This is a genomic window from Burkholderia sp. BCC1998 (genome assembly GCF_905339875.1).
Classification (GTDB): Bacteria; Pseudomonadota; Gammaproteobacteria; order Burkholderiales; family Burkholderiaceae; genus Burkholderia.
Genome location: NZ_CAJPHE010000021.1, coordinates 125,968 through 148,963, shown reverse-complemented (window position 1 = coordinate 148,963; position 22,996 = coordinate 125,968). Strand labels below are relative to the sequence as shown.

Below are 22,996 nucleotides of genomic sequence, written 5' to 3'. Positions count from 1 at the left end.
CCCTTCAGTCTGAGAGTTGGATGAAATGTCGCTTAAGACGCTTCTTCGAATGATTTCCGTTCATTCCTTCGTGCTGCCCTCACCGGGCAGATCCGGCCGAAGCGGGCCGTACCACCGCGGGTAGTACTGCCGCACGACCTCGCCGTCGAACCGCAATGCCCGGCAGCGGCCGAGCTGGAAAGGCGGCTCGACGTGCTCGCCGTCATGGTCCGGCCCTTCGCCGCCCTCTTCGCGCACGTTCCACACGTCACCGGCGAACGCCTGGATCGCTGCCGTCGGCAGCACGGCGCACAGTTCGGTCAGATGGGAACAGCCCGCGACGCCGGCGAGCAGCCGGTTCGCGTTGCGGCGGAAATTGCGGAAGAGGTTGAGCCCGATGAGGGCTCGATAGGCGGGAGGGGCGGATTGACAGTGACCGGGATAGGGAACCCACTCCGAAGACGCTTCGGCGTCGACGACATTGAGGTCACGATCGATGGTCACGCGCAGCCAGAGTTCGTGGATCGGCAGGCCCTGGGGCCGGATGCCCGACGCAAGCGCGACATCGCGCGGCTTGTGGTCGGTCAGGCAGGCTTCGATGTCCCACAAGCCGTCGTCGCGCTCGTAGGCTTCCGCTCGGATTGCGCGTCGATGTCGCAACTGACGGGGCACGGGCTCGGATAGCGGCATGCTGGAGGTTGAGGCCGAAGAGGAAAACCCGTGGATTTTAGCATATTGGGTATTTGAGGCATCCGGCCGCGACGGCGGGTATTCCCGCCTGTCCGGAAACGGTTGCATTGCAGCAAAATCGCGCGCAGCGCGCGCGACCGAAGCGGTCAGTCGTCGATCGGGAAATCGTCGCCGACCTTCAGCAACTTCACGATGGTCGCGCTCGAAAAGCCGCGCGCGGCAAGGAAGCGCGCCTGCTTCGCGCGCTCGGCGGGCGTTTGCGGCAGTGCACCGAATTTCTTGCGCCAGACGGCCTGCGCGCGCGTCCACTCGGTCTCGCGCAACTGCGCATTCACTTCCTCGACGAGGTTATCGCCGACCGCATGGCGCTTCAGTTCGCTGACGATGCGTGCGACGCCGACGCGCGATGCGCGGCGATGCACGAGGCTCTCGGCAAAGCGTGCATCGGACAGCCAGCCTTCCTGTTCCAGCGCATCGAGCACCGGCTCGACCGATTCGTCCTCGCCGACGTACGGCGCGAGCTTGCGCGCGAGTTCGGCGCGGCTGTATTCGCGCCGTGACAGATAGCCGAGTGCGCGGCCCTTCAGCGAACGCGGCGGTTTCGACGACTTGCGCCCGGTGGCGCCGGCCTCGTCGCCGGAAGCAGCGCTGCCTGAACCGCCGGCCACACGGCGTGTGCGACGCGGATGCTGGCTGCTGCGCGTATACACATCTTCCTTGACCGACGCCGCCGCATCGGCTGCGCGCTCGCCCGGGAAGCCGACACCGGACACGCGACGGCGCGACCGGTCGTGCGCGTCGAACGATTCGTCGTCGTCGAACGGATCGACCGGTGCGGTGATCTCAAACGAAACGAGGGCATCGTCGGATGCCCTCGTCGCGGTGCGGTGCGCGGACTGACTGCCCGCGCCCCGCCGGTCGGCACCCGAGGATGCGGCTCGCCGGCCGGAGCGGCCCGCCGTGTCGGGCGCGTCGCTCGGGTCCGGTTCGCCAGCGTGACCTCGGCGCCCGACCATCACTCTTCTTCGTCCATCGCCTCGGCTTCGTCGACTACGCCATCGGGCATCGCGGCAACGCCGAGCGACTCGCGAATGCGGTTTTCGATCTCGCGGGCGATTTCCGGGTTCTCGCGCAGGAATTCACGCGCGTTGTCCTTGCCCTGGCCGATCTTCTCGCCGTTGTAGCTGTACCAGGCGCCGGCCTTGTCGACGATCTTCGCCTGCACGCCGAGATCGATGATCTCGCCCTGGCGCGAAATGCCTTCGCCGTACAGGATGTCGAAGATCGCTTCGCGGAACGGCGGCGACACCTTGTTCTTGACGACCTTCACGCGGGTTTCGTTGCCGATCACCTCGTCGTTCTTCTTGATCGAGCCGATCCGGCGGATATCCAGACGCACCGACGAGTAGAACTTCAGCGCGTTGCCGCCCGTCGTGGTTTCCGGGTTGCCGAACATCACGCCGATCTTCATCCGGATCTGGTTGATGAAGATCACGAGGCAGTTCGTGCGCTTGATCGTGCCGGTCAGCTTGCGCAGCGCCTGCGACATCAGGCGAGCCTGCAGGCCAGGCAGCGAATCGCCCATCTCGCCTTCGATTTCGGCCTTCGGCACGAGCGCCGCGACCGAGTCGATGACGATCATGTCGATCGAGCCCGAGCGCACCAGCGCGTCGGTGATTTCGAGCGCCTGCTCGCCGGTGTCCGGCTGCGAGATCAGCAGCTCCGGCACGTTCACGCCGAGCTTCGCTGCATATTGGACGTCGAGCGCGTGCTCGGCGTCGATGAACGCTGCGGTGCCGCCCAGCTTCTGCAGCTCGGCGATGACCTGCAGCGTGAGCGTGGTTTTACCCGACGATTCCGGACCGTAGATCTCGACCACCCGGCCGCGCGGCAGACCGCCGACGCCGAGCGCGATATCGAGACCCAGCGAGCCCGTGGAGACGACCTGGATGTCTTCGGCCGCTTCGCCGTCGCCCATCCGCATGATCGACCCTTTGCCGAACTGCTTCTCGATCTGCGCGAGTGCGGCCGCCAGCGCCTTGCTCTTCTCGGCGGTCATCCCGGAGCCCTTCTTGCTATCTTCCATGAATCGTCCTTTGCTATGATGAGCAGCGTCTGTCAGAGGCGCGCCCGCTTTCAAGCGCTGCCCACGAATGCAGACACTGTATAAAAAAACAGTGTTTTATGCAAGCCCGCAATGCAGGCTGCGTTGTACACGGATAACTTCGGAGACAGCCGCGCCGGCGCGCACGCCCCGCCGGCCATCGGTCAGCAACATGCGAATTCTCATCGCCGAAGACGACAGCATACTCGCGGACGGCCTCACCCGGTCACTCCGCCAATCGGGCTATGCGGTCGACCACGTGAAGAACGGTATCGAGGCCGATACCGCGCTGTCGATGCAGTCCTTCGACCTGCTGATCCTCGATCTCGGGCTGCCCAGGATGTCCGGGCTCGACGTGCTGAAGCGCCTGCGCGCGCGCAATTCCAACCTCCCCGTGCTGATCCTGACCGCCGCCGACAGCGTCGACGAGCGCGTGAAAGGGCTCGACCTCGGCGCGGACGACTACATGGCCAAGCCGTTCGCGCTCAACGAGCTCGAGGCGCGCGTGCGCGCGCTGACCCGGCGCGGCGCGGGCGGCGGCCCGACCGTCGTGCGCCACGGCTCGCTCGCGTTCGACCAGGTCGGCCGCATCGCGTATGCGAACGAACGCGTGCTCGATCTGTCCGCGCGCGAGCTCGGGCTGCTCGAAGTGCTGCTGCAGCGCATCGGCCGGCTCGTGTCGAAGGAGCAGCTCGTCGACCATCTGTGCGAATGGGGCGAGGAAGTCAGCAACAACGCGATCGAAGTGTACGTGCACCGGCTGCGCAAGAAGATCGAGCCGAGCGGCGTGCGGATTTCCACCGTGCGCGGCCTCGGCTACTGCCTCGAGAAAGTCGCGCCCGCGGCGCCGGCCGACGCGGCCGCGCCCCAGCCCGCGGCGGCCGGCACGCCGCTGCGCTGAACCCGGCCGTCGCCGCGATGGCCACGCCGGCCCATTCCCGCCATCCGACCGGCGAGCCATCGTCCGCCGCAGACGCCGTGCGCGACGCGCGCTACGAGAACCCGTTCGCGCCGCCCGACGAAACCGATACGCCCGAGGCCGCGCGCCCGCGCTCGCTGTTCGGCGAAATCCTCGACTGGATGCTCGCGCCGCTCCTGCTGCTGTGGCCGATGAGCATCGCCGTCACCTATCTCGTCGCGAAAACGATCGCGAACGGCCCGTTCGACCGCGCGCTCGAGACCAACGCGTACGTGCTCGCGCGGCAGATCCATCCGGTCAACGGCGTCGCCGAGCTGACGCTGCCGCAGCAGACGCGCGACTTCCTGCGCGCGGACAACGTCGACAGCGTTTACTTCCAGGTGCTCGGCACGCGCGGCGAGCTGGTCGCGGGCGAGGCCGACATGCCACTGCCGCGCGACGAGGACCGCCCGCCGCCGGGCGTCGTCGTGTTCCGCGACGACCTGCTGCGCGGCAACGACGTGCGCGTCGCGTATACGACCGTCGCGCTGCCGGAGTCGAGCAGCACGCAGCCCGTGCTCGTGCAGGTCGGCGAGACGCTCGACAAGCGCAACGCGCTCGCGAACGACATCATCAAGGGCGTGATCCTGCCGCAATTCGTGATCCTGCCGCTCGCGATCCTGCTCGTGTGGTTCGGGCTGTCGCGCGGGCTCGCGCCGCTCAACGCGCTGCAGGCGCACATCCGCGCGCGGCGGCCCGACGACCTGTCGCCCGTCGAGGCGCAGCGCGCGCCGCCCGAGATCGAGCCGCTCGTCACGTCGTTCAACGACCTGCTCGCGCGCCTCGAACAGAACATGGCGCTGCAGAAGCGCTTCATCGCCGACGCCGCGCACCAGATGAAGACGCCGCTCGCGGGGCTGCGCACGCAGGCCGAGTTCGCGTTGCGCCATCCCGTGCCGCCCGACGTCCAGCGTTCGCTCGAGCAGATCGCGACGAGCTCCGAGCAGGCCGCCCGGCTCGTCACGCAACTGCTCGCGCTCGCGCGCGCCGAGAACCGCGCGAGCGGGCTGACCTTCGAGCCGGTCGAGATCGGGGCGCTCGCGCGCCGCACGGTGCGCGACTGGGTGCAGGCCGCGCTCGCGAAGCGCATGGACCTCGGCTACGAAGGCCCGGAGGACGATACGCCGCTCGACGTCGACGGCAATCCCGTGATGCTGCGCGAGATGCTCGGCAACCTGGTCGACAACGCGATCCGCTACACGCCCGAAGGCGGCCGCATCACCGTGCGCGTGCGGGCCGAGCCCGCGGCGCGGCGCGTGCATCTCGAAGTGGAGGATACGGGCCCCGGCATCCCGGCCGGCGAACGCGAGCGCGTGGTCGAGCGCTTCTACCGGATCCTCGGCCGCGAAGGCGACGGCAGCGGCCTCGGGCTCGCGATCGTGCGCGAGATCGCCGCGCAGCACGGCGGCACGCTGACGCTCGACGATCACGTCTATCAGAGCGCACCGCGCCTCGCTGGCACGCTCGTGCGCGTCAGCCTGCCGTTGTCGGATACCGCCCCGGATCGATCCTGATACGGGCGGATCCGAACCGCATACCGCCGCATACGCGCCGCGATCGCATCGAAACCGGCGTTTTACCGCCCTGCCGCGACACGATCGGGGCACGAAACGGCCGATTCGGCGCGGGTTAACGTGCAGTCGTTTTGCGCCCGCGAGTCAGTGCGCCGTAAGTTTCCGTGCCAATAATCGTCGACAGGCCCGCCCACCCAAGGCGGCCACACATCTATATCAAGGGACTTGGAGACGATTCATGGCAACGTTAGGCGGGCAAATTTCGCACTCGCCGATGACGGGCGAAGAGAAGAAGGTGATCTTCGCGTCGTCGCTCGGCACCGTGTTCGAGTGGTACGACTTTTACCTGGCCGGCTCACTCGCGGCCTACATCAGCAAGAGCTTCTTCTCCGGAGTCAATCCGACCGCGGCATTCATCTTCACGCTGCTCGGCTTCGCGGCCGGGTTCGCCGTGCGTCCGTTCGGCGCGATCGTGTTCGGCCGGCTCGGCGACCTCGTCGGCCGCAAGCACACGTTCCTCGTGACGATCGTGATCATGGGCATCTCGACCTTCGTGGTCGGCTTCCTGCCCGGCTACGCATCGATCGGCATCGCGGCGCCCGTGATCTTCATCGCGATGCGGCTGCTGCAGGGCCTCGCGCTCGGCGGCGAGTACGGCGGCGCGGCGACCTACGTCGCCGAGCATGCGCCGGCGAACCGCCGCGGCTTCTACACCGCGTGGATCCAGACGACCGCGACGCTCGGCCTGTTCCTGTCGCTGCTCGTGATCCTCGGCGTGCGCACCTTCATCGGCGAGGAAGCGTTCGGCAGCTGGGGCTGGCGCGTGCCGTTCGTCGCATCGATCGCGCTGCTCGCGGTGTCGGTGTGGATCCGGCTGCAGCTGAACGAATCGCCGGTGTTCCTGCGCATCAAGGCGGAAGGCAAGACGTCGAAGGCGCCGCTGACCGAAGCGTTCGGCCAGTGGAAGAACCTGAAGCTCGTGATCCTCGCGCTCGTCGGCCTGACCGCCGGCCAGGCCGTCGTGTGGTACACGGGCCAGTTCTACGCGCTGTTCTTCCTCACGCAGACGCTGAAGGTCGACGGCGCCAGCGCGAACATCCTGATCGCGATCGCCCTCCTGATCGGCACGCCGTTCTTCCTGTTCTTCGGCTCGCTGTCGGACAAGATCGGCCGCAAGCCGATCATCCTCGCGGGCTGCCTGATCGCGGCGCTCACCTACTTCCCGCTGTTCAAGGCGCTCACGCACTACGCGAACCCGCAGCTCGAACTCGCGACGCAGAAGGCGCCGATCACGGTCCTCGCCGATCCGGCCACCTGCTCGTTCCAGTTCAACCCGGTGGGCACGTCGAAGTTCACGAACTCGTGCGACATCGCGAAGAGCGCGCTCGCGAAGGCCGGCCTGAACTACGAGAACGTCGCGGCACCGGCTGGCACGACCGCGCAGATCAAGGTCGGCGATACGGTGATCCCCGCGTATGACGGCAAGGCGGCCGACGCGAAGGCGCAAGGCGCGGCGTTCGACAAGACGCTCGCGTCGACGCTGAAGGCAGCCGGCTACCCGGCCAAGGCCGACCCGGCGCAGCTCAACTGGCCGATGACGATCGTGATCCTGACGATCCTCGTGATCTACGTGACGATGGTCTACGGCCCGATCGCGGCGATGCTGGTCGAGATGTTCCCGACGCGGATCCGCTACACGTCGATGTCGCTGCCGTATCACATCGGCAACGGCTGGTTCGGCGGCTTCCTGCCGGCGACCGCATTCGCGATCGTCGCGGCGAAGGGCAACATCTACTCGGGGCTCTGGTATCCGATCGTGATCGCGCTGGCCACGTTCGTGATCGGTGTGCTGTTCGTCAAGGAGACGAAGGACTCCAATATCTACGCGCAGGATTGAGGTCGGGTAGCGGGCGGCCACCCCGCCCGCTACACTGCCGGAACGGGCCGCCGACAACTTTTTTCAGGGAAGATGAAAAAAGGTGTTGACAGCCCGGCGGCACATCAGCATAATTCAAGTCTTCGGCGAATTAGCTCAGTCGGTTAGAGCGACGGAATCATAATCCGCAGGTCCGGGGTTCGAGTCCCTGATTCGCCACCAAATGCGAAAAGCCGCTGTTCCGCAAGGATCAGCGGCTTTTTTCATTGCTCCGCGATCCGCGCGCGGCATCCATCGCCCTCCAGCCGACCACGCGGCGCCACGCACGCGACATCCAGCATCCGGTTCGCCCGAGTCGCGCATAGGCACGAGCGACCTCCGTCCTCCTCCTGCCAACCGAAATCCAGCGCCATTCATCACGCCGGGCCCATCCGTTCGGCCTCGCGAATCATCGTCGTCGACTACGTGCGTTACAGTGCGGTTCGAACGCCGAGCACCGACGGGCTCGCGGCCATCCCGATTTGATTCGAACCGAGGCAATCGGATCCGGTCGGCAATACAGATAACAACAATCCCATGACTGAACACAACGAATCGAAGCACGACCAGTCCGTTCGACGTACGCGAAAACCGTGGCTGGTGGCGGGCGTCGCGATCACGGTCGCTGCATTTTTCGGCGCGCGCTTCATGACGACGCGAGACGATCTGGACAAGCGCACGATCGACGACATCCTGAAAGTCGCGCTCGCGGACAAGAACACCGCGCCAACGGACGCCTGCGTCGGCCTGGCCGGCGCCGAACTACCCGCGGACGTGAACGCGAAGGAATTGCTGAGAGTCGACGGTGTGGTGAGAAAGGACGTGCAGGCGTTGATCAACCGTGGCCTGATTACCGTGAAATTCAACGCGGGCCGGGGCAAGCCGACGATCAGAAATCCGGACTACGAGCCGCATGACACGAATGTCCCGCTGAGCCATATCGAGCTCACGCCGGCCGGCAAGGCGTTCTATCGGTACAGGGAATTCGAGAGCAAGGACGCGTCCGCTCCCGGCGGGAGTGTCCTGTACATGATCAATTTGTTCTGCGCGCACGTGACCTACGGCGGCGTCGAGAAATTCATCGAGCCGATGAAGAATCCGTTCGACGACAATCCGCACCTGGTTTCGTGGGTCAACTTCCTGTGGAAACCGGATCAGCATGCCACGCCGTGGCTGGCAGACCCGGACCTCATGGACTCCCTGTCGTTCTACCCCGAAAAGGATGGCTGGGCGCACAAGGGGATTCTCATCGAACGGGACGACAACGGACACTGGGCGCTCGGCGACAATCCGTACGCGATCCGCTGGTAGACGCGCGATTGCGCGGCACGGCTCACCAGCCTGACGACCGATGAAGACGAGACGAGGCATTCACGACCTCACTCATCTTCATCGTCAACGCCCGGCAGCGTACCGCCGCCCTAAGCGACCACCGCCCCGCGCTGGGCGTCGGGCACCGCCGCCCGCACTTTCCCCCGCCAGTTCTCCCCGCCCTCCAGCGCCGGCGTCGACTCGAACAGCTCCGCGATCCAGTCCGCGAACACGCGAACCTTCTGCGACAGATGCCGGTTGTGCGGATACACGATCGAGATCGGCTTGGGCTTCGGATTGCAATCGGGCAGCACCTCGACCAGCGTGCCGTCGCGCAGGTTCGGCAGCACCATGAACAGCGTCGGCTGGATCATCCCGAACCCTTCGAGCCCGCACGTCACGTACGCATCCGAATCGTTCACGGTGACACTGCCGTTCATCCGCACCTCGACCGGCTTGCCCTCGATCATGAACACCCACGGAATCGCCCGCGCGCCGTGGCTCGCGCGGAAATTCACCGCATGATGGTCGGCCAGGTCGGCGATCTCCTGCGGCTCGCCGTGACGCGCGAGATAGTCGGGCGACGCGCAGGTCACGCGCTTGAGCATGCCGATCCGGCGCGCGACCATCGACGAATCTTCGAGCGGCCCGACCCGGATCATGCAGTCGATGCCCTCCTCGACCGGATCCACGTAGCGGTCCGCCAGGCCGAGGTCGAGCGTGATGTCCGGATAGCGCTGCCGGAAGATCGACAGCGCCGGCAGCACGACGCGCCGCCCGAGCGAACTCGGCATGTGGACGCGCAGCACGCCGCTCGGCTTGCGGTTGCCGGTCTGGAAACTCGCGTCGGCTTCCGCGATCTCCGAGATGATCTTCACGCAGTGCTCGTAATACGCGGCGCCCTCCGGCGTCAGCGACAGCCGGCGCGTCGTCCGGTGCATCAGGCGCACGCCGAGCAGCGCCTCGAGATTCTGGATGATGGTCGTGACCGACGCGCGCGGCATCGCGAGCGTGTCGGCCGCGCGCGTGAAGCTGTTCGCGTCGACCACGCGGGTGAAAACTTCCATTGCCTGGATGCGGTCCATGCTGCGCCCCCTTCGAATCGCCAACGGAACAGAATAGAGCGCACAACGCGCGCGGCACAAGCCCCCGCCCATTGTTCTCCTCGCCCGAATAGTCGCAGCGTTTCGGACTCGAAAGTGATCGCGATTCGCGCAGTTCCGAACGTAGACGGCTCCGTCCCCCGTTGCCACGCGCGGCATGCTCGCCGCGCACCGGCACGTTACCGCACGAACCGCTCGCGATAGCCCTGCGGCGACACGCCGAGCACGCGCACGAAACTGCGCCGCAGCGTCTCTTCCGAACCGAAGCCGCACCGCGTGGCGATCCGTTTGACGGGCCACGCGGTTTCGCCGAGCAAGCGCTGCGCAGCCTCGACGCGAATCTGTTCGACCGCGCGCGCGGGCGTGCGGCCGGTCCCCGCGCGGTAGTGCCGCACGAAGCTGCGTTCGCTCATGCTGACGCGCTCGGCGAGCGCCGGCACCGACAGGTCGGCCGTCAGGTGCTCGGCGATCCACGCATGCAGTTCGCCGAAACGGTCGTCGGTGCGCTGCATCGACAGCATCGCGCTGAACTGCGCCTGCCCGCCCGGCCGCTTCAGGAACACGACGAGTTCGCGCGCGACATCGAGCGCGATCGCCCGCCCGAGATCCTCCTCGACCAGCGCGAGCGCGAGATCGATGCCGGCCGTCACGCCGGCCGACGTCCACAGCGCGCCTTCGCGGATGAAGATCGGATCGGGCTCGACGCGCACGTTCGGATAGCGCGCGGCGAATTCGTCGCAGCGCGCCCAGTGCGTGACCGCGCGCCGCCCGTCGAGCAGGCCGGCCTCGGCGAGCAGGAACGCACCGGTGCAGACCGACGCGACACGTCGCGCGCGCTGCGCCTGCTGCCGGACCCAGCGCACCGTGCGCACATCGCGCGACGCGGCCTGCACGCCCTTGCCGCCGGCCACGATCACCGTGTCGGGCCGCCCGGCCGAGCGCAGCGAATCGGCCATCACGACGAGCCCCGACGACGTCTCGACCGGCCCCGCCTCGGCGGCCACGACGCGCGGCGCATACGGCGCGGGCCGGCCGCGCTCCTGCGCGAGTTCGTTGACGGAGGCGAACACCTGCAGCGGCCCGGTCACGTCGAGCAACTGCGCACGGGGGAACGCGAGAATCACGATCGAGCGCGGAGCGGCTGGCATGGCGATTGGCTGAAAACGTGGGCGATCTGGCAATTTCGCCAAACACTACGCGCCTAGAATCGATCTGTCCATCGTGCGCCGGCCGCGGCGCCTCCCCTTCCCTTCGGAGTGTTCGCATGACCCTGCATATCGGCTTTCTCGTGTTTCCGGGCGTCCAGCAACTCGATCTCACCGGCCCGCACGACGTGCTCGCATCGCTGCCCGACGCGGCGGTTCATCTGGTCTGGAAATCGCGCGACACCGTCGCGTCGAGCAGCGGCCTCGCGCTCGCGCCGACCTGCACGTTCGACGACTGCCCGCCGCTCGACGTCATCTGCGTGCCCGGCGGAATCGGGATCAACGAACTGCTGCTCGATGCCGAAACGATCGCGTTCGTGCAGCAGCGCGCGGCGGCCGCGCGCTACGTGACGTCGGTCTGCACGGGCGCGCTGCTGCTCGGCGTGGCCGGCCTGCTGCGCGGCCGCCGCGCGACGACGCACTGGGCGTTTCATGCGCTGCTCGCGCCGCTCGGTGCGGTGCCCGTGCGCGAACGCGTGGTGCGCGACGGCAACCTGATCACCGGCGGCGGCGTGACGGCCGGCATCGACTTCGCGTTGACGATCGCCGCCGAACTGGTCGGCGACGAAGAGGCGCAGGCGATCCAGCTCGCGCTCGAATATGCGCCCGCGCCGCCGTTCGATGCCGGCTCGCCGGATACCGCGCCGGCATCGGTCCTGAAGCGCGTGACCGAGCGTTCGGCTGCGGGGCTGGAGAAGCGGAAGCAGACGATCGACGCAGCCTTGCGCGCGATGTCGCGCTGATCCCCGGTACACGGAAACCGGCGCGCGGCCGTGCAGCCTGCCCGCGCTCCGCAGCCTTCACATTCACGGACCGGACCTACCGATGAACATCATCCGCAGCACCGCGTTCACCGCACAGCGCGCATGGGGCGCGCTGGACATCGCGAACCTGAACGGCATCACGGTCCGCCTGCACTGGACCGATCAGCCGTACCGGTGGCACGTGAACGACGGCGAGGAAGTCTTTGCGGTGCTCGACGGCCGCGTCGAGATGCGTTACCGCGAAGCAGGCATCGAGCACGCGACGGTGCTCGAAACGGGAGACGTCTTCCATGCGACGGTCGGCACCGAACATGTCGCGCATCCGCTCGGAGAAGCGCGCATTCTGGTGATCGAGACCGCAGGCAGCGTCTGACGACGGGCGGCGCGCCGCGCGCGTCGCACGGAGTCGACGGGCATCAGCCCGAGATGGTGCCCGTCCCCTGCGACGGGATCAGCTTCGGCTGCGGCGCGCACAGGCACTGGCACAGGTCGTGTTCGAGCGCGACGACCTTGCCCATCACGGTCATCGTCCGCTCGCCGCCATCGGAGACGATCACCCCCTGGGTCTTGCACGCGGCGCAGAACACAGGCGCGCCGAGATAGGCAAGCTCGCGGCCGTCGAACGACGAATTGGCGATCCCGTCGAGCACGACGCCGCCGTGATCGGTCGTGTCGCCCTTCAGAATGAATTTGCGGCTCATGGTTCGGCTCTCCCTCGGAAACGCCGCGCAGCACGGCGTCGGGCCGCGTGCGGGCAGTCGGTATCCGCCCGTCGGTCGCGGGCGTTTCGCGAGGATATCACCGCGCAGCCGCTCGCCGTCGCCCTGATCAGAACTTGTGGCGCATGCCGATCCGCGCCTGGAACTGCCGGTCGTTCGCGGAGGCGCCGGGGCCGTTGATCGCCGCGACCGCCGCATGCCCGGTCGAGTCGGTGCCCGACGCACGCTGGAACACGGCGCTCACGTAGACGTCGGTGCGCTTCGACAGGAAATAGTCGAGCCCCGCGGCAACCTGGTGATACGTCGCGCCGTCGCGGCCGTCCACGCCGCCGCCGCGCGTGTAGTCGTACGCCACGCCGCCGAACAGGTAAGGCGTGAACTGATAGCGCACGCTCGCCTCGGCGTTGTTGAACACCGCGTTGCCGGACACGCCACCCGGATTCGGCCCGGACGACAGATCGCCGAGCTGGCGAAACGACGTGTTCGTGTACATCGCGCCGAGCGTCACCGCGCCGATCGCATAGGTGCCGCCGAGCGCCACGACCTGCAACGTGCGCGCCGACGCATAGCCCGAATACACCGGCGACAGCATGTTGTTGCCCGGCACGCCGCCCACGGTCGGCGCGGGGCTGCCGGTCGTGCCGAAGAACGACACGTTCGGGTTGCGCGCATTCAGGTAGCCGGCCGCCACCGCGAGCGGCCCGCGCGTGTAGCCGGCCGTGGCCGACCACACCTGGTTGCGCGTCGTCGCGCCCGCCACGCCGCCGACCCCGTACATCGCGGCGACGCGCAACCCGCCGTAGTCGTTGCTGGTGAACTTGATCGCGTTGTTGGTCGAGTTCGCGTTGTTCACGTTGTCGAGGTCGCCGGGGTGCGCGACCATGTAGCCGCCGAACAGCGCAGCGGCCTCGAGCGGGCCGAGGAAGTCGACGTTGGTGTCGTACTGCCGCCCGAGCGTGACGGTGCCGAGCGGTCCCGACAGCCCGACGAACGCCTTCTTGCCGAAGATCAGCCCGCCCTGCCCGAGCTTGCCGGTGCTCGGATCGAACCCGTTCTCGAGCGTGAAGACCGCCTTCAGCCCGCCGCCGAGATCCTCGCTGCCACGCAGCCCCCAGCGGCTCGCCTGCTGCACGCCGCCGAGCATCCGCAGCGCGGGCTTGCCGCTTGCCACGCCGTTCGCGCCGGTCACCGCGACGTTGCTCGAGTAAGTCAGCCCTTCATCGATAATGCCGTACAGCGTGACGCTGCTCTGTGCGTGCGCCGCACCCGCGATCAGCGCGACGCCCGCGCCTGCCAACAGCCGTTGTTTCATCGAGAGATCTCCATTGCGCGGGTCGAATGGCCAAACGCAGGCGTGCGCGCCCCCCGCAGGCGCGCGGCCTGCCGGCACGGACCGGAACGGTCCGCTATCAGCCGGGAAAAGTGGTCAGCGCAGCGCGTCGGCGACGACGGGCGGCAGCGTCCGGCGACGGCCGGCCGCGACTTCGTACGCATGGCCGAACTGGAGCACGCCCCAGTCGTCGCGGTAGCGGCCGACGATCTGCATGCCGATCGGCAAGCCGGTCGCGGAGAAACCGCACGGCACGGACAGGATCGGCGCCTCGGTCAACGACAGCAGCCAGCACACGCGCATCCAGTCGATGTAGGTCGTGTTCGCGATGCCGAGCACGTCGGCGGGCACGCGCAGCGCGGCGTCGAACGGCATCACCTGCGTCGTCGGCAGCACGTAGAACGCATAGCGCTGCATGAACGCACGCATCCGGTCGAACAGCCATGTCTTGCGCACGAACATGCGGCCGAGATCCGCGGCCGAGAGCGACCGATGCAGCCGGTATTCGTCGAGGAGTTCGGGCTTCAGCGCGGCACGCTGCCGTTCGTCGAAGCCGTCGACCAGCGTGCCGATCATCCAGGCACGCTCGATGCGGAATACTTCTTCGGCCTCCGAAAGATCGGGATCGTCGAATTCGACTTCGCAGCCGAGCGACGCGAACACGCGCGCCTGCGCATCGACGGCGCGCTGGATCTCCGGATCGACCGGCACGCCGGGCAAGCCGCGCGACATCGCGATGCGCGTGCCGCGGAAATCGCGTTCGAGCGGCTGCGCGAAGCGCGCGCCCGGCTCCGCGATTTCAGTCGCGGTTTCGCCGCTCGGCCCGGCGATCGCGGACAGCAGCAGCGCGGTGTCGGCGACGTCGCGCGCCATCGGCCCGTCGACGCCGAGCGTCGCCCAGCCGTTCAGGTCCGGCGCGCGCGGCACGCGGCCCGGCGACGGCCGCAGCCCGACCACGCTGTTCCACGCGGCCGGGTTGCGCAGCGAGCCGCCCATGTCGCTGCCGCATGCGAGCGGATTCATCCCGCAGGCGAGCGCCGCGGCAGCGCCGCCGCTGCTGCCGCCCGCGGAACGCGTCAGGTCCCACGGGTTGCGGGTCGCGCCGAACACCTCGTTGAACGTATGCGAGCCGGCGCCGAATTCCGGCGTGTTCGACTTGCCGATCATCAGCGCGCCGGCACTCGCGCAGCGGCGCACGATCAGCGCGTCGTGCTGCGGCACGTGATCGGCGAACAGCGGCGAGCCGAAGGTCGTGCGCACGCCGCGCGTCGCGGTCAGGTCCTTCTGCGACACCGGCAGCCCGTGCAGCGGCCCCACCCATTCGCCGCGCGCCCAGCGTGCGTCGATCTCGCGTGCGCGGGCACGCAGCGCATCGGGATCGACGACGGTGACGAGCGCGTTCACGCGCGGGTTGACCGTCGCGATGCGCGCGAGATGCGCATCGAGCAGGTCGCACGCGCTGATCTGCCGCGCCTTCAGCAGATCGAGCATGGTGCGTGCGGGCAGGTCGCACAGGTCGCCGGCGGCGACGTCGGCCGGCGACGACGAAAACGAAACGGTGGTGGTCATGGGGCGAATGGAAGAAAAGGAAGATCGGTCAGTTATCCTGAGCGCTTCGATCGGACGCAAACGCGAGCGCGACGAGCGACAGCACGCCGCAGACGATCACGTACCACGCGGGCGCGGCCGGATTGCCGGTTGCCCCGATCAGCCAGGTGACGATGAACTGCGCGAAGCCGCCGAAGATCGACACGCCGCCCGCATACGCGATCGACAGCGCGGTCGCGCGCGTGCTCTTCGGAAACAGCTCCGCGAGGATCACGCCGTTCGCGCCGGCATTGATCGAGTGCAGCGCGGCGAGCAGCATCACGACCGCGTACATCGTCGCGATCGACGGCACCGCGCGGATCAGCCAGAAGCCCGGCAGGATCAGCACGGTCAGCGCCACGCGCGTCCACAGCGCGACGCGCTTGCTGCCGGTGCGGTCCGACAGCCGTCCGCCGATCGGCGCGGCGACGAACATCACCGCACCGGACAGGATGCCGCACCACAGCGCGGTATCCATCGGCAGGTGCAGCACGCGGATCGCGTACGTCGACATGTAATAGAGGACGATGAAGTGCGCCGCGGTGCCGCCGACCACGAGGCCGAGCGCGGTCAGCACGGCGCCGCCGTCGCGCCGCAGCACGGTGCCGAGTACCGCGGACGGGCGCCGCGCGGCCGCGGCCGGCGCGTGCTGCTCGATCGCATTGAAGCGCGCGCGCAGATACAGGCCGACCGGCGCGATCAGCACGCCGGCGAGGAACGGCACGCGCCAGCCCCACGATTCGAGCGCGGCTGGGGCGAGGAAATGCGACAGCAGGAAGCCGACCAACGAGCCGGCCAGCGCCGCGGCGCCCTGGCTCGCGAACTGCCAGCTCGTGTAGTAGCCGCGCTCGCCGGGCGGCGCGCGTTCGGCGAGCAGCGACGTCGACACGCCGACCTCGCCCCCGGCCGAAAAGCCCTGCAGCAGCCTGGCGAGCACGACCAGCACGGGCGCCGCGATGCCGATCTGCGCATAGGTCGGCAGAATGCCGATCATCCCGGTGCCGAGCGCCATCGTGACGAGCGTGAGGTTCATTGCCGGCACGCGGCCGAAGCGGTCGGCCACGAGCCCGATCACGACGCCGCCGACCGGCCGCGCGATGAAGCCGACGCCGAACGTCGCGACCGACATCAGCAATTGCTGCTGCGCGGACGCGGCCGGAAAGAACAGTTTGCCGAGCAGCACCGCGAAAAAGCTGAACACGGTGAGATCGAAGAATTCGAGGCCGTTGCCGATCGTGATCGCGACGATCAGCTGGCGATTGGACGGGGATGCGGCAACGTCGCCGACATGCCCGCCGAACATGCTGTCCGCTCGGGGCGCCTTCATGAAGATGAGTCTCCGTACTGGTTATGCGGGTCTGGTGCGCGGCCCGTTCGACGGCCTGCGCATGCAGTCTAGGCATTCAAAATACGCAGCCCGGAGCGACATTTTCCGATCGTGATAACGCCCGGTTATCGCGTGCTTTTCGCGCGCCGCCGCGGTGTAGGATGCGAAGGTCGCCACTGCCGCCGCGCCCTGCCACGCCGTGAAACACCACCAGCTCCGGGCGCTTGCCGCCATTGCCGAACACGGCAGCCTGCGCGCCGCCGCGCGCGCGATCCACCTGTCGCAGCCCGCGCTCACGAAAGCGATCCGCGAACTCGAGCAGGACCTCGGCGTGCCGCTCGTCACGCGCAACGCGCGCGGCGCGCAGCTCACGCGCTTCGGGCAGGCCGTCTATGCGCGTGCGCGCCTGATCCTCGCGGAGATGCAGCACGCGCGCGACGACGTGATCCAGCTTTCAGGCGGCAAGGAAGGCGCGCTCGCGTGCGCGCTGACGCCGCTGATGTCGCTCGGCTTCCTGCCGGCCGCGCTCGACGCGTTTCGGCAGCGGATGCCGACGATCCGCCTCGACGTGCGCGAAGGCTTTCTCGACACGGCGCTGCCGCGCCTGCGCGACGGCTCGCTCGACTTCGTGATCGCGATCGTCGATGCGACGCGGCTGTCACCCGAATTCACGTTCCGGCCGCTGCTCGAATCGGAGCTGATCCTGATGACGCGCGCGAGCAATCCGCTGCGCCACTGCACGTCGCTCGCGCAGCTGCAGGACGCGCAGTGGGTGCTGAACACCTCGCCGGAAAGCATCGGCCGGCTGCTGCAGAACGTGTTCGTCGCGCACGGCTACCGGGCGCCGCAGCCGATCGTCGAATGCACGTCGTTCAGCGCGGCGTTCTCGCTGTCGGTGCACACCGACACCGTGTCGTGCGTGCCGAAGCATTTCATGGAAGTCGACTGGATCCGGGAACGGATGGTCACGATCGACGTGAAGGAGACGATCCCGACCGTGTCGGCCGGCGTGCTGACGCGCCGCGACGCGCTCAACACGGTCGCGTGCGACTACCTGATCCACTGCTTCGTCGAGGCCGTGCGGCGGCACGATCCCGCGAAGCTGCTGTGGCGATAGCGACGCGTCTGATTCGATTCGGCCTGCATTGATCATATCGATCGTTTTATACGAAAACTTTTCACGCATTTTCGTACATTTACTAAATACAGACCGATAAAATTGGTTTATATCGAGCGGAATACGAAAATAATTCCGCCGAACCCGCATCCGCCCAACCGCTTATTCTGAAACCAATCAGGCAGCTGATCAACACACCATTTCATAATACTTATTCGTTAAAACGAGTCGTTCAAGCCAATCCATCGAAGAATAAAATTCAATAAACCAATTTCTGGTCTTCGATAAAAAAATGGACGAATTCCTCCCAATGCGGCTATTCATCAAGGTCGCCGAACTCCACAGTTTCGCGCGCGCGGCAACGGAACTGAACATCTCCAACTCGTCGGCCACGCGCCTCGTGATGGGCATCGAGGACCGGCTCGGCGCACGCCTGCTGAACCGCACGACGCGCAGCCTGTCGCTGACCGACGCCGGTCATCTGTACCTCGCCCAGATCCGGCACGTGATCGAGGAAATCGACCGCGTCGAGGAAACGATCGCGTCGATGCACCACGAGCCGATCGGGTCGCTGAAGATCGCCGCGCCGGTGATGTTCGGCATGCACGTGCTCGCGCCTGCGATCGACGCGTTCAAGGCGCGGCATCCGGCCATCGTGCCGGAGGTCACGATGCTGGACCGCCATGTCGACCTCGTGTCGGAGGGCTTCGACGTCGGGCTGCTGCTGTCGCAGCACATCGGCAACAACACGCTGGTGAAACGCCCGCTCACGCGCCTGAAGCGGATCGTCTGCGCGGCGCCGTCGTATATCGAACGGCACGGTGCGCCGGCCCATCCTCACGACCTCGCATCCCACGCGTGCCTCGCGTTCCATGCCGACTTCGCGGGCGAGCACCTGTCGTTCGACCCGGGTTCCGCGTGTGTCACCGTGCGCCCGAACAAGTCCGCGTCGTCGAACAACATCGGGCTGATCCGCAACTGGGCGCTCGCCGGCATGGGCATCGCGGTGCTGCCGGACTTCCTCGCCGCACCGGATCTCGCCGCCGGCCGGCTGCGCGAACTGCTCGCCGACTATCGGCTCGAGGAACTCGAGATGAACGTCGTGTACCCGAGCCGGCGCCATTTTCCTCGCAAGGCGCGGCTTTTCATCGATCACCTGATCGATCATTTCGTCAGGTGAATGAAAGGATGTAATCACGTGCCATTTTTACCAACGCCGGCGACGCCGTACGACCAGCGCCTCGGTTGTTCGACGCTTCCCGCATTCCAGCAGCAGCTGCTCGCGCGCGGCTTCGTCATCGGCAAGCAGGTGCGCGATTCGGGCGTGCGACCAGTTGATCCACTGCTTCGTCGAGACCGCGCGGCGGCACGATCCCGCGAAGCGGCCATGGCGACAGCGACCTGCTCAGACGAACAGCGCGACGCATAGCGCGGCGCCGCACAGATATGTGCCGAGCGCGCCGATGAACCGCAGGGGATTCGGCCTCGCCATGGTCGGCCATGCGAGCAATCCGATCACGAGCAGGCAGCGGCACGCGGTTGCCGCGACGATCAACGAGACGATCGCGCGCGATGGGTCGTGTGCGCCGAAATAGAGAAACAGCACCGCGAGAAACGGTGCGTATTCGGCCGTGTTGCCATGCGCGCGCACGATCTTGTGCAATCCGTCGCTCGGATCGGACGCACACCCGGAATTGGTGGTGCGCCGGAAGCGCGTGACGGACACGACCAGGCCGAGCCCGAACAGCATCAACCCCAGGATCGCCGTGCAAACGAGCGCGACGGGATGAATCGACATGGCACCCCCGGCGAAAACGGACATGCGCCGCATATCCGGCGATCGTACCTGCGGCCCGTGCATCCGGCTATCTCGGAAACTCGTAGCTTCGTCGCGCATCGCGCCATGACTTCGGCAATACGATCGGACCCGATTTGTCGCGATTTCGCAATGCACAAGGCCGGTGCGTAAAACGGTCGGCGCGATGGCGCGATGGCGCGATCGGCGCGGCCACCCTCCATTCCCTTTGACAGACGCAGGCACGCGAGCGGAACGCGCAAACGTTACGTCACGGCGACACGCGCCACCGCACCACAGGCCGGTTCCCGCATGTCACAGGCATGCGCGTTGCGTCGACGCATCTCGGTAGTGAACCACCCTTGGCAGCCCGCTGCGGAGGACTACACTAATCCTTAATGGGGTGCGGCCGAAGCCTGCGCCTTCAGGGAGACGCCGCCATGAATCGGCCGCTGAATCGCATCCTGCCGCGCGTGACCGGGAGTGCATCGGTCTGGACGTGGATCAAGTGGTCCTTGCTCGCCGCGCTGGTGATCGCGGTGGCGATCATTGCCCGGCTCGTGATGACCGAGTTCGAGACGTCGCGCCTGCAGGCGCGCTACCTGTCCGAGCTCACCCGCGACATCGGCTATACCGTCGAGGCGGGCGCGAGCGATCACATCCGCTTCCCCGTCAACGGGCCGTACGACCAGCGCCTCGGCTATTCGATGCTGCCCGCGTTCCAGCAGCATCTGCTCGCGCGCGGCTTCGTCATCGGCAAGCAGGCGCGCGATTCGGAACGGATGCTGTCGCTCGCCGATCGCGGCCTGTTCCTGCCTTACGAAGAGAAAGACCAGGCCGGGCTGATGCTGTTCGACTCGACCGGCTCGCCGCTGTTCGCGACCGTGTTCCCGCAACGCGTGTACGCCGACTTCGACACGGTGCCGCGCGTCGTCGCCGATTCGCTGCTGTTCATCGAGGATCGCTACCTGCTCGACGCGAACCAGCCGAACCGCAACCCGGCGATCGACTGGGGCCGCTTCGGCCGCGCGCTCGCCGATCAGGCGCTGCACGTCGTCAACCGTCATCAGGCACGCCCGGGCGGCAGCACACTCGCGACGCAAATCGAGAAGTTCCGCCATTCGCCGGACGGCCGCACCGCGACGCCGCCGGAGAAGCTGCGGCAGATCGCGTCCGCGTCGATCCTCGCGTACATGAACGGCCCGCAGACGATGCTCGCGCGCCGCGCGATCGTCGTGCGCTACCTGAACTCGGTACCGCTCGCCGCGCGGCCGCACGTGGGAGAAATCACCGGCATCGGCGACGGTCTCGCCGCGTGGTACGGCCGCGACTTCAACGACGTGAACCGCATCCTGTCCGCGCCGACGACCGGCGACAACGTCGACGAACAGGGCAAGACATTCCGCGAAGTGCTGTCGCTGATCATCGCGCAGCGCGCGCCGTCGTACTTCCTGAACCGCGGCTATCCGGCGCTGCAGAAGCTGACCGACAGCTACCTGCGGCTCCTGTCGAACGGCGGCGTGATCTCGCCCGCGCTGCGCGATGCCGCGCTTGCCGCGCAGATCGAGCGCAGCGCGCCGCCGGCCGCCGCGCACGTGCAGTCGTTCGTGTCGCGCAAGGCCGTGTCGTCCGCGCGCGCGTCGCTGCTGTCGGCACTCGGGATCAGCGACCTGTACCAGCTCGACCAGCTCGACCTCGAAGCCACCAGCACGCTCGACAACGGCGTGCAGCAGGCGGTCGCCGAACGGCTCGCGAAGGCGTCGACCCGCGACGGCGCGCAGGCCGCCGGCCTGTACGGCTTCGAGATGCTCGCGCCGAGGGACGACCCGTCGCACCTCACGTACAGCTTCACGCTGTACGAGCATCGCAACGGCGCGAACATGCTGCGCGTGCAGACCGACAGCGTGAACCAGCCGTTCGACGTGAACCGCGGCGGCCGCATCAACCTCGGCTCGACCGCGAAGCTGCGCACGCTGATCACCTACCTGCAGATCGTCTCCGACCTGCATGCGCGCTACGGCAACCTGTCGAACGCGCAGCTCGCGAAAGTGAAGCCCGACCCGCTCGACGGGCTGTCGCACTGGGCGCTCGACTACCTGTCGCACACGCGCGACCGCTCCCTGCAGGCGATGCTCGACGCGTCGGTCGAACGCAAGTACTCGGCGAGCCCCGACGTGTTCTACACGGGCGGCGGCGCGCAGGTGTTCTCGAACTTCGAGAAGTCGGACAACGGCCGCATCCTGACGCTGCATACGGCGTTCGAACACTCGGTCAACCTCGTGTTCGTGCGGCTGATGCGCGACATCGTCCATTACGAGATGCTGCAGGCGGCCGGCCCGTCGTCGTCGTGGCTCGACGATCCGGCGCAGCGCAAGCATTACCTTGAGCAGTTCGTCGACGGCGAAAGCCAGGTCTACCTGAAGCGCTACTACACGCGCTATGCGGGCAAGGCGCCCGACGACGCGCTCGCGCTGCTGCTGCAGAACGTGCGCAAGTCGCCGCCGAAGATCGCGACGGTGCTGCGCAGCGTCGCGCCGAACGAATCGCTCGCGTGGTTCGATGCGCAAATGCGCGCGCAGCTGAAAGGCACGCCGGCCGCGACGCTGTCGGACGACGATCTCGCCGCGCTCTACGCGAAATACGCGATCGACCGCTTCAACCTCAACGATCGCGGCTATATCGCGAGCGTCCACCCGCTCGCGCTGTGGACGCTCAACTACCTGCGCGCCCACCCGAACGCGTCGCTCGCCGAGGTCCGGCGCGACAGCCGCGATGCGCGCTTCTACACGTACTCGTGGCTGTACAAGACGCGCTACCACGCGACCCAGGACCGGCGCATCCGCCGCATGGTCGAGCTGCGCGCGTATGCGGAAATCACGAAGGCGTGGCGCGCGCTCGGCTACCCGTTCGAGGAAGTCACGCCGTCCTACGCGGCCGCGATCGGCGCATCGGGCGACCAGCCCGACGCGCTCGCGAAACTGATCGGCCTGATCGCGACCGGCGGCCGGAAGGCGCCGACCGAGACGATCACGCGCCTCGATTTCGCGAAGGGCACGCCGTACGAGACGCGCTTCGTGCGCGCGGCCGCGCAGCCGCAGCCGATGCTGTCGCCGGAGATCGTCAACGTGGCGCGCACGCTGCTGCGCGACGTCGTGCTGAACGGCACGGCGCGGCGCCTGTCGGGCGGCTTCACGCTGCCCGACGGCAAGACGCTGCAGGTCTACGGCAAGACCGGGACGGGCGACCAGCGCTTCAATGTCTACGCGCGCGGCGCGCGGCTGATCGAGTCGCGCAAGGTCAATCGCAGCGGCACGTTCGTGTTCGTGCTCGGCGACCGCTTCTTCGGCGTGCTGACGGCGACCGCGCACGAACCTTACGCGGCGCGCTACGACTTCACCAGCGCGATGGCCGTGCAGTTGCTGAAATCGATGGCGCCGGCGCTCGCGCCGCTGATCGAACGCCCGGCCGAGGCCGGCACGCGCACGACGGGCCCCGCGCCGCAGGCGGAAACGCCGGCGCCGCAGGTCGAGCAGGTCGAGCCGTCCTGACGGCGGCCCGCGCGCTCATGCCACGACGCG

19 protein-coding genes and 1 tRNA gene are annotated in these 22,996 nt (G+C 67.4%); 10 read left to right on the top strand and 10 right to left on the bottom strand.

What is annotated here, in order from left to right:
* Positions 1–60: 60 nt before the first annotated feature.
* The 3 genes from U5A56_RS29330 to recA form a co-directional block, all read right to left on the bottom strand.
* The gene (locus U5A56_RS29330; protein ID WP_044844521.1) at positions 61–669 is read right to left on the bottom strand and encodes a DUF2889 domain-containing protein; all 609 of its coding nucleotides are present in this window, start codon (positions 667–669) and stop codon (positions 61–63) included.
* Between the two features lie 146 nt (positions 670–815).
* On the bottom strand, positions 816–1,685 hold the full coding sequence (recX, locus tag U5A56_RS29325; RefSeq protein ID WP_321925904.1) for a recombination regulator RecX: 870 nt from the start codon (positions 1,683–1,685) through the stop codon (positions 816–818).
* Positions 1,685–2,755: a recombinase RecA gene (gene recA / locus U5A56_RS29320; protein ID WP_044844523.1), complete on the bottom strand. Its 1,071-nt coding sequence runs from the start codon at positions 2,753–2,755 to the stop codon at positions 1,685–1,687. The genes recX and recA overlap by 1 nt, the downstream gene beginning before the upstream one ends.
* Positions 2,756–2,945: 190 nt before the next feature.
* On the opposite strand from recA, the gene U5A56_RS29315 reads away from it, so the two are divergent.
* The 5 genes from U5A56_RS29315 (at position 2,946) to U5A56_RS29295 (ending at position 8,471) form a co-directional block, all read left to right on the top strand.
* Positions 2,946–3,674, top strand: coding sequence for a response regulator transcription factor (locus U5A56_RS29315; RefSeq protein ID WP_321809357.1), 729 nt, complete (start codon positions 2,946–2,948; stop codon positions 3,672–3,674).
* A 17-nt stretch (positions 3,675–3,691) separates the two neighbouring features.
* Positions 3,692–5,245 carry a sensor histidine kinase gene (locus tag U5A56_RS29310; protein ID WP_321809356.1) on the top strand — a complete coding sequence of 518 codons (1,554 nt, stop codon included), beginning with the start codon at positions 3,692–3,694 and terminating at the stop codon, positions 5,243–5,245.
* 238 nt (positions 5,246–5,483) lie between these two features.
* On the top strand, positions 5,484–7,142 hold the full coding sequence (locus tag U5A56_RS29305; protein ID WP_321925902.1) for an MFS transporter: 1,659 nt from the start codon (positions 5,484–5,486) through the stop codon (positions 7,140–7,142).
* Positions 7,143–7,266: 124 nt separating this feature from the next.
* Positions 7,267–7,343 (top strand) — tRNA-Met (locus tag U5A56_RS29300).
* 417 nt (positions 7,344–7,760) lie between these two features.
* Entirely contained in the window at positions 7,761–8,471 is a 711-nt protein-coding gene (locus tag U5A56_RS29295; protein ID WP_321925900.1) for a hypothetical protein, read from the top strand.
* A 110-nt stretch (positions 8,472–8,581) separates the two neighbouring features.
* Here U5A56_RS29295 and U5A56_RS29290 read toward each other — a convergent pair whose 3' ends face one another.
* Entirely contained in the window at positions 8,582–9,556 is a 975-nt protein-coding gene (locus tag U5A56_RS29290) for a LysR family transcriptional regulator (protein WP_321925898.1), read from the bottom strand.
* A gap of 197 nt (positions 9,557–9,753) precedes the next feature.
* Positions 9,754–10,722, bottom strand: a complete 969-nt coding sequence (locus U5A56_RS29285) for a GlxA family transcriptional regulator (RefSeq protein ID WP_321925896.1) — start codon at positions 10,720–10,722, stop codon at positions 9,754–9,756.
* A 116-nt stretch (positions 10,723–10,838) separates the two neighbouring features.
* Between U5A56_RS29285 and U5A56_RS29280 the strand changes: the two genes are divergently transcribed.
* The gene (locus tag U5A56_RS29280) at positions 10,839–11,522 is read left to right on the top strand and encodes a DJ-1/PfpI family protein (RefSeq protein ID WP_044844529.1); all 684 of its coding nucleotides are present in this window, start codon (positions 10,839–10,841) and stop codon (positions 11,520–11,522) included.
* Between the two features lie 82 nt (positions 11,523–11,604).
* Positions 11,605–11,916, top strand: coding sequence for a cupin (locus U5A56_RS29275; RefSeq protein ID WP_124486910.1), 312 nt, complete (start codon positions 11,605–11,607; stop codon positions 11,914–11,916).
* A 43-nt stretch (positions 11,917–11,959) separates the two neighbouring features.
* Here U5A56_RS29275 and U5A56_RS29270 read toward each other — a convergent pair whose 3' ends face one another.
* The 4 genes from U5A56_RS29270 to U5A56_RS29255 all read right to left on the bottom strand — a co-directional run bounded on the left by U5A56_RS29270 (position 11,960) and on the right by U5A56_RS29255 (position 16,506).
* Positions 11,960–12,244, bottom strand: coding sequence for a PAAR domain-containing protein (locus U5A56_RS29270; RefSeq protein ID WP_044844531.1), 285 nt, complete (start codon positions 12,242–12,244; stop codon positions 11,960–11,962).
* A gap of 127 nt (positions 12,245–12,371) precedes the next feature.
* Positions 12,372–13,574, bottom strand: a complete 1,203-nt coding sequence (locus U5A56_RS29265; protein WP_321925894.1) for a porin — start codon at positions 13,572–13,574, stop codon at positions 12,372–12,374.
* A 114-nt stretch (positions 13,575–13,688) separates the two neighbouring features.
* Positions 13,689–15,161, bottom strand: coding sequence for an amidase (locus tag U5A56_RS29260; RefSeq protein WP_321925892.1), 1,473 nt, complete (start codon positions 15,159–15,161; stop codon positions 13,689–13,691).
* A 28-nt stretch (positions 15,162–15,189) separates the two neighbouring features.
* Positions 15,190–16,506: an MFS transporter gene (locus tag U5A56_RS29255; RefSeq protein WP_321925890.1), complete on the bottom strand. Its 1,317-nt coding sequence runs from the start codon at positions 16,504–16,506 to the stop codon at positions 15,190–15,192.
* A gap of 199 nt (positions 16,507–16,705) precedes the next feature.
* On the opposite strand from U5A56_RS29255, the gene U5A56_RS29250 reads away from it, so the two are divergent.
* Both U5A56_RS29250 and U5A56_RS29245 read left to right on the top strand, forming a co-directional pair.
* Positions 16,706–17,623: a LysR substrate-binding domain-containing protein gene (locus tag U5A56_RS29250; protein ID WP_044844534.1), complete on the top strand. Its 918-nt coding sequence runs from the start codon at positions 16,706–16,708 to the stop codon at positions 17,621–17,623.
* 292 nt (positions 17,624–17,915) lie between these two features.
* Entirely contained in the window at positions 17,916–18,803 is an 888-nt protein-coding gene (locus U5A56_RS29245) for a LysR family transcriptional regulator (RefSeq protein WP_321799258.1), read from the top strand.
* A 225-nt stretch (positions 18,804–19,028) separates the two neighbouring features.
* Here the strand turns inward: U5A56_RS29245 and U5A56_RS29240 are convergent, their stop codons facing one another.
* Positions 19,029–19,421 carry an MAPEG family protein gene (locus tag U5A56_RS29240; RefSeq protein WP_257773818.1) on the bottom strand — a complete coding sequence of 131 codons (393 nt, stop codon included), beginning with the start codon at positions 19,419–19,421 and terminating at the stop codon, positions 19,029–19,031.
* Between the two features lie 437 nt (positions 19,422–19,858).
* On the opposite strand from U5A56_RS29240, the gene U5A56_RS29235 reads away from it, so the two are divergent.
* The gene (locus U5A56_RS29235; protein WP_321925887.1) at positions 19,859–22,966 is read left to right on the top strand and encodes a transglycosylase domain-containing protein; all 3,108 of its coding nucleotides are present in this window, start codon (positions 19,859–19,861) and stop codon (positions 22,964–22,966) included.
* Positions 22,967–22,996: the final 30 nt, after the last annotated feature.

What these genes read in the sequence shown, in the direction of transcription:
- U5A56_RS29310 (WP_321809356.1), top strand. Translation starts at nt 3,692, where the DNA reads ATGGCCACGCCGGCCCATTCCCGCCATCCGACCGGCGAGCCATCGTCC.
- U5A56_RS29260 (WP_321925892.1), bottom strand. Translation starts at nt 15,161, where the DNA reads ATGACCACCACCGTTTCGTTTTCGTCGTCGCCGGCCGACGTCGCCGCC.
- recA (WP_044844523.1), bottom strand. Translation starts at nt 2,755, where the DNA reads ATGGAAGATAGCAAGAAGGGCTCCGGGATGACCGCCGAGAAGAGCAAG.
- U5A56_RS29245 (WP_321799258.1), top strand. Translation starts at nt 17,916, where the DNA reads ATGGACGAATTCCTCCCAATGCGGCTATTCATCAAGGTCGCCGAACTC.
- U5A56_RS29270 (WP_044844531.1), bottom strand. Translation starts at nt 12,244, where the DNA reads ATGAGCCGCAAATTCATTCTGAAGGGCGACACGACCGATCACGGCGGC.
- U5A56_RS29275 (WP_124486910.1), top strand. Translation starts at nt 11,605, where the DNA reads ATGAACATCATCCGCAGCACCGCGTTCACCGCACAGCGCGCATGGGGC.
- U5A56_RS29280 (WP_044844529.1), top strand. Translation starts at nt 10,839, where the DNA reads ATGACCCTGCATATCGGCTTTCTCGTGTTTCCGGGCGTCCAGCAACTC.
- U5A56_RS29235 (WP_321925887.1), top strand. Translation starts at nt 19,859, where the DNA reads ATGAATCGGCCGCTGAATCGCATCCTGCCGCGCGTGACCGGGAGTGCA.
- U5A56_RS29285 (WP_321925896.1), bottom strand. Translation starts at nt 10,722, where the DNA reads ATGCCAGCCGCTCCGCGCTCGATCGTGATTCTCGCGTTCCCCCGTGCG.
- U5A56_RS29315 (WP_321809357.1), top strand. Translation starts at nt 2,946, where the DNA reads ATGCGAATTCTCATCGCCGAAGACGACAGCATACTCGCGGACGGCCTC.
- U5A56_RS29290 (WP_321925898.1), bottom strand. Translation starts at nt 9,556, where the DNA reads ATGGACCGCATCCAGGCAATGGAAGTTTTCACCCGCGTGGTCGACGCG.
- U5A56_RS29255 (WP_321925890.1), bottom strand. Translation starts at nt 16,506, where the DNA reads ATGAAGGCGCCCCGAGCGGACAGCATGTTCGGCGGGCATGTCGGCGAC.
- U5A56_RS29265 (WP_321925894.1), bottom strand. Translation starts at nt 13,574, where the DNA reads ATGAAACAACGGCTGTTGGCAGGCGCGGGCGTCGCGCTGATCGCGGGT.
- U5A56_RS29305 (WP_321925902.1), top strand. Translation starts at nt 5,484, where the DNA reads ATGGCAACGTTAGGCGGGCAAATTTCGCACTCGCCGATGACGGGCGAA.
- recX (WP_321925904.1), bottom strand. Translation starts at nt 1,685, where the DNA reads ATGGTCGGGCGCCGAGGTCACGCTGGCGAACCGGACCCGAGCGACGCG.
- U5A56_RS29240 (WP_257773818.1), bottom strand. Translation starts at nt 19,421, where the DNA reads ATGTCGATTCATCCCGTCGCGCTCGTTTGCACGGCGATCCTGGGGTTG.
- U5A56_RS29330 (WP_044844521.1), bottom strand. Translation starts at nt 669, where the DNA reads ATGCCGCTATCCGAGCCCGTGCCCCGTCAGTTGCGACATCGACGCGCA.